Raw genomic sequence first — 6054 nt, forward strand, 5'->3', positions numbered from 1 at the left:
CGCGCCGTCCCGGGCCGGCTGCTCGGCCAGGGCGACCGGCCGTCCGCTGAGCCGGGACTGCTCGCGCGCCTCGGAGACCCGCAGGGCGTCGCGCGCCTCCCGCCCGTCGCACGGATTGCCGATCTCGTTGCGCGCCACCCGGAGGAACGCGGCCAGCTCGGCGGCGTAGGCGGGCGCGAACCGCTCCATGAAGTCGGCCCAGGGCGTGCCGGTGACCTCGGGAGCCGTCGGCTCGACCGACGTCAACGGGGTGCGGGCGTCCATGCCGACCGCGATCTGGTCGCGCTCGCCGGCGAGTTCCATCCGGATGTCGTACCCCGCGCCGTTCATGCGGGTGGCGGTCGCGGTGACCAGGGTGCCGTCGTCCAGGGTGAGCAGCACGGCGGCGGAGCCGACGTCGCCGGCCTCGGCGAACATCGCCGGGCCCACGTCGGAGCCGGTGGCGTAGGCGCTCACCACCTCGCGACCCGTCACCCAGCGCAGGATGTCGAAGTCGTGCACCATGCAGTCCCGGATGAGCCCGCCGGACAGCGGCAGGAACGCGGCCGGCGGCGGTGACGCGTCGGAGGTCACCGCCCGCACGGTGTGCAGCCGGCCCAGGCGGCCCGAGCGCACCGCTTCCCTGGCTGCCAGGTAGCCGGCGTCGAAGCGCCGCATGAAGCCGATCTGGAGGGTCGTCCCGGCGGCCTCGACCTCGTCGAGCACCGCCAGGGTGCCGGCCAGGTCCAGGGCGATCGGCTTCTCGCAGAAGGTCGGCAGACCGGCCCTGACCGCCGCGACGATCAGTTCCGGATGGGAGGAGGTGGCGGAGGTGATCACCACCGCGTCCGGAGCGGCCGCCAGCAGCGCGTCGGGATCGGGCGCCGAGCGGGCCCCGACGTCGGCGGCCACCCGGGCGGCCCGGGCCGGGTCGGCGTCGGCGACGACCAGTTCCGTCACGCCGGGAAGGGAACGAAGGGTGCGCGCGTGGAAGGAACCGATGCGGCCCGCTCCGATGAGTCCGATCTGCATGGCCTCCACGCTCGACCGTCTGCGGCATCCTGTCAACATTTTGTCCGGACATTCAAACGTTTCGCTTCCCGCACGGCTCCCGGGGCACTAGGCTCGCCCCCGTGGCGAAGAACGAAGCGGCTGACCTCCAGTTCAGCGTGGACCGCAGCAGTCCGGTACCGCTGTACTTCCAGCTGTCACAGCAGCTCGAAGCCGCCATCGAGAAGGGGCGGCTGTCCCCCGGCAGCCTGCTCGGCAACGAGATCGATCTCGCCGGGCGGCTCGGACTGTCCCGGCCCACGGTCCGCCAGGCGATACAGGCGCTCGTCGACAAGGGCCTGCTGGTCCGCCGCCGGGGCATCGGCACCCAGGTGGTGCACAGCCAGGTCAAGCGGCCCCTGGAGCTGAGCAGCCTCTTCGACGACCTGGAGGCCGCCGGGCAGCGCCCCGCCACCCGGCTGCTGCGGCTGGAGACCGAGCGGGCCACCGCCGAGGTCGCCGCTGCGCTCGGCGTCGCCGAAGGGACCGAGGTACGCCTGGTCGAGCGGCTGCGCCTCGCTCACGGCGAGCCCATGGCCTATCTCCGCAACCACATCCCGCACGACCTGCTCACCCTGGACTCGGCCGTCCTGGAGTCCACCGGGCTGTACCGGCTGATGCGGTCCGCCGGCATCACCTTGCACAGCGCCCGCCAGTCGGTCGGCGCCTGCGCCGCCGGGGCGACCGAGGGCGAACTGCTCGGCGAGCCGGTCGGCGCGCCGCTGCTCACCATGCAGCGCACCACCTTCGACGACACCGGCAAGGCCGTCGAGTACGGCTCCCACATGTACCGGGCGTCGCGCTACTCCTTCGACTTCCAGCTGCTCGTCCGCAGTTGACCCCGCCGCCCTTCGCACCTCGGGTCGTTCCCTCCTTCCCGCTGCCCCTGCCACGGCCGGGCCCGGGCCGTCCCCGCCGCCCCGCGCGTGCCGTCCGACGGCGGTATCGGATACTTGTGCGGTCGGCACGCGCGGCGCAGGCCCGCGGACCGGCGGCAGGGATCGGCAAGCGAGAGGGAACGACCGAGTGGCCGGCGTGAAGTGGTTGTGCACACGGGGACGCAAGCGGGTTGCGGTGATCGCCGCGGCCCTCGTGCTCGCGGTGCCGCTGGCCGGGTGCAGCAGCACCGGCGGAAAGCGCGCCGAGGAGGAGCGGGCGGCTGAGGCCGCCGGCGGCCGGGCGGCGGTCGACACCCCCCGCTGGAAGTTCGCCATGGTCACCCACTCCGGGGACGGCGACACCTTCTGGGACATCGTCCAGAGCGGCGCCGAGCAGGCCGCGGTCAAGGACAACGTCGAGTTCCTCTACTCGCACGACAAGGAAGCCGGCAAGCAGGCCGAGCTGGTGCAGGCGCGCATCGACCAGAAGGTCGACGGGCTGATCGTCACCCTCGCCAAGCCCGAGGCGATGAAGGCGGTCGTCACCAAGGCCGTCAAGGCGGGCATCCCCGTGATCACCATCAACTCGGGGCAGGACCTCTCCGAGGAGTACGGGGCGCTCGCGCACATCGGCCAGGACGAGGTCACCGCCGGAGAGGCCGTCGGCGAGGAGCTCAACGAACGCGGCCGCACCAAGGCCGTCTGCGTCCTGCACGAACAGGGCAACATCGGCCACGAGCAGCGCTGCGACGGCGTGCGCAAGACCTTCGACGGCACGGTGCAGAACCTCTACGTGGACGGCACCAACATGCCCTCCGTGCAGTCCTCACTGGAGGCCAAGCTCCAGGCGGACGGCACCGTCGACAGTGTGGTGACGCTCGGCGCGCCGTTCGCCGCCACCGCCGTCAAGGCCGCCGACCAGGCCGACTCCGACGCCGAGATCGCGACCTTCGACCTCAACGACCAGGCCGCCCGCGGACTCCACGACGGCAGCATCGGCTTCGCCGTCGACCAGCAGCCCTACCTCCAGGGCTACCAGGCCGTGGACCTGCTGTGGCTCCACCGCTACAACTCCAACATGCTCGGCGGCGGGAAGCCGGTGCTCACCGGCCCGCAGATCCTCACCCAGGACGACGCCGAGGCGCTTCTGGAGTACACGGCGCGGGGCACCCGGTGACGGCCGCGGCCACCGGATCAGCCGACGCCCGGCTGATCCGCCGCTCCCTGCCGCGCCGGGCCCTCAGCCGGCCCGAGCTCGGCGCGGTGGTCGGCGCGCTCGCGGTGTTCCTCGTCTTCGCCGCCACCGCCGACAGCTTCCTCCGCCTCTCCGGCCTGTCGACCGTGCTGTACGCCTCGTCGACGATCGGCATCATGGCGGTGCCGGTGGCGCTGCTCATGATCGGCGGCGAGTTCGACCTCTCCACCGGCGTGATGGTCACCACCTCGGCGCTGGTCTCCTCGATGTTCAGCTACCAGATGACCGCCAACGTGTGGGTCGGCGTCGGGGTGTCGTTGCTGGCCACCCTGGCGATCGGGTTCTTCAACGGCCTGCTGCTCACCCGCACCGGCCTGCCCAGCTTCATCATCACGCTCGGCACGTTCCTGATGCTGACCGGAGCCAACCTCGGCTTCACCAAGCTGATCAGCGGCACCGTCTCCACCAAGAGCATCGCCGACATGGAGGGCTTCCCGTCCGCCCGGGCGCTGTTCGCCTCGCAGCTGACGGTGGGCGGCGCCACTCTTCAGATCACCGTCGTCTGGTGGCTGGCCCTGGTCGCCGTGGCCACCTGGGTGCTGCTGCGCACCCGCGCGGGCAACTGGATCTTCGCCGTCGGTGGCGGCGCCGACGCGGCGCGAGCCGTCGGCGTCCCCGTCGCCCGCACCAAGATCGGGCTGTACCTGGGAGTGGCGCTGTGCGCCTGGATCTCGGGCCAGCACCTGCTGTTCAACTACGACGTCGTGCAGTCCGGTGAGGGAGTCGGCAACGAGCTGATCTTCATCGCCGCCGCGGTGATCGGCGGCTGCCTGCTGACCGGCGGCTACGGCTCCGCGGTCGGGGCCGCCGTCGGCGCGCTCATCTTCGGCATGACCAGCAAGGGCATCGTCTACGCCCAGTGGAACCCGGACTGGTTCAAGTTCTTCCTCGGGGCCATGCTGCTGCTGGCCACCCTGCTCAACCTGTGGATCCGCAAGCGGGCGGAGGCCAGCCGATGACCACCACCGAGCCGACCGAGCAGCCCGGGACGCCCGGGACCGCGGCCCCCGCCGGCCGGGGCGGGGAGCCGCTGCTGGTGCTGGACGGCGTCGGCAAGTCCTACGGCCACGTGCGCGCGCTGGAGGACGTCTCCCTGGAGGTCCACGCCGGGACCGTCACCTGTGTGCTGGGGGACAACGGCGCCGGCAAGTCGACCCTCATCAAGATCATCTCCGGGTTGCACCAGCACAACACCGGCACCTACCGCATCGCGGGAGAGGAGACCAGGCTCGCCTCCCCGCGCGAGGCCCTCGACCGCGGCATCGCCACCGTCTACCAGGACCTCGCCGTGGTGCCGATGATGCCGGTGTGGCGCAACTTCTTCCTGGGCTCCGAGCTGCACACCGGGCGAGGACCGCTGCGCCGCCTCGACGTCGAACGGATGCGCCGCACCACACGCGCGGAACTCCTGCGCATGGGCATCGACCTGCGCGACGTCGACCAGCCCATCGGCACCCTGTCCGGCGGCGAACGGCAGTGCGTCGCCATCGCCCGCGCGGTGCACTTCGGCGCCCGGGTCCTCGTCCTGGACGAACCCACCGCGGCGCTGGGCGTCAAGCAGTCCGGAACCGTGCTCAAGTACGTCGCGGCGGCCCGCGACGAGGGCCTGGGCGTTGTCCTCATCACCCACAACCCGCACCACGCCTACCTGGTCGGGGACCGCTTCGTCCTCCTCAAGCGGGGCACGATGGCCGGCAGCCACACCCGCGACGGGATCAGCCTCGACGAGCTGACCCGGCAGATGGCCGGCGGCAGCGAGCTGGAGCAGCTCAGCCACGAACTGGCCCGCGCCACGACCGGCGACGGCGCCACGGACGCCCCACCGGCCACCGCGTAGGGCACAATCGAGCAGATGAGTACGTACCGCGATCTCACGCCACGGAGCTCCGCACGGGCCACCGTGCTGCGGACCGTCGCCACTCGTGAGCGCAGCTCCCACCTGTCCGCGCCCCGGGTGCCGACCGTCGGCATCGACATCGGCGGTACGAAGGTGATGGCCGGCGTGGTCGACGCCGACGGGACGATCCTGGAGAAGGTCCGCACCGAGACGCCGGACAAGTCCAAGAGCCCCAAGGTCGTCGAGGACACCATCACCGAACTCGTCCTCGACCTCTCCGACCGGCACGACGTGCACGCCGTCGGCATCGGCGCCGCCGGCTGGGTGGACGCGGACCGCTCCCGCATCCTGTTCGCGCCGCACCTGTCCTGGCGGGACGAGCCGCTGCGCGAGTCGCTCCAGGCCCGGCTGGCCGTGCCCGTCCTCATCGACAACGACGCCAACGCCGCCGCGTGGGGGGAGTGGCGCTTCGGAGCCGGCAAGGGCGAGGACCACCTCGTCATGATCACGCTCGGCACCGGCATCGGCGGCGCCATCCTGGAGGACGGCAAGGTCAAGCGCGGCAAGTACGGCGTCGCCGGCGAGTTCGGCCACATGCAGGTCGTGCCGCAGGGCCACCGCTGCCCGTGCGGCAACCGCGGCTGCTGGGAGCAGTACAGCTCCGGCAACGCCCTGGTCCGCGAAGCCCGGGAGATGGCCGTCGCGGAGTCCCCGGTCGCCTACAGCATCAGTGAACGGGTGGCCGGCAACGTCGCGGAGATCACCGGGCCGCTCATCACCGAGCTGGCCCGGGAGGGCGACGCCATGTGCGTCGAGCTGCTGGGCGACATCGGCCAGTGGCTCGGTATCGGCATCGCCAACCTCGCCGCGGCCCTCGACCCGTCCTGCTTCGTCATCGGCGGCGGCGTCAGCGCCGCCGACGAGCTGCTGATCGATCCGGCCCGCGAGTCCTTCCGCCGCCACCTCACCGGCCGCGGCTACCGGCCGGAGGCCAGGATCGTCCGCGCGGAACTCGGCCCGGAGGCCGGCATGGTCGGCGCCGCCGACCTCGCCCG

6 protein-coding genes are annotated in these 6054 nt (G+C 72.0%); 5 read left to right on the top strand and 1 reads right to left on the bottom strand.

The window, feature by feature from the left end; genetic code table 11:
• Positions 1-1011 (bottom strand): Gfo/Idh/MocA family protein (locus ACYVE9_RS13000; RefSeq protein WP_461027971.1); only part of this gene is annotated, 1011 nt, incomplete at its 3' end.
• Between the two features lie 101 nt (positions 1012-1112).
• Between ACYVE9_RS13000 and ACYVE9_RS13005 the strand changes: the two genes are divergently transcribed.
• The 5 genes from ACYVE9_RS13005 to ACYVE9_RS13025 form a co-directional block, all read left to right on the top strand.
• Complete coding sequence (locus tag ACYVE9_RS13005) at positions 1113-1868, top strand: GntR family transcriptional regulator (protein WP_461027972.1); 756 nt, start codon at positions 1113-1115, stop codon at positions 1866-1868.
• 187 nt (positions 1869-2055) lie between these two features.
• Positions 2056-3084: a sugar ABC transporter substrate-binding protein gene (locus ACYVE9_RS13010; protein WP_461027973.1), complete on the top strand. Its 1029-nt coding sequence runs from the start codon at positions 2056-2058 to the stop codon at positions 3082-3084.
• The gene (locus ACYVE9_RS13015; protein WP_461027974.1) at positions 3081-4121 is read left to right on the top strand and encodes an ABC transporter permease; all 1041 of its coding nucleotides are present in this window, start codon (positions 3081-3083) and stop codon (positions 4119-4121) included. Before ACYVE9_RS13010 ends, ACYVE9_RS13015 begins: the two co-directional genes overlap by 4 nt.
• Complete coding sequence (locus ACYVE9_RS13020) at positions 4118-4999, top strand: ATP-binding cassette domain-containing protein (RefSeq protein WP_461027975.1); 882 nt, start codon at positions 4118-4120, stop codon at positions 4997-4999. The genes ACYVE9_RS13015 and ACYVE9_RS13020 overlap by 4 nt, the downstream gene beginning before the upstream one ends.
• 15 nt (positions 5000-5014) lie before the next feature.
• Positions 5015-6054 (top strand): ROK family glucokinase (locus ACYVE9_RS13025; protein ID WP_461027976.1); only part of this gene is annotated, 1040 nt, incomplete at its 3' end.

This window comes from Streptomyces sparsus, assembly GCF_054776295.1.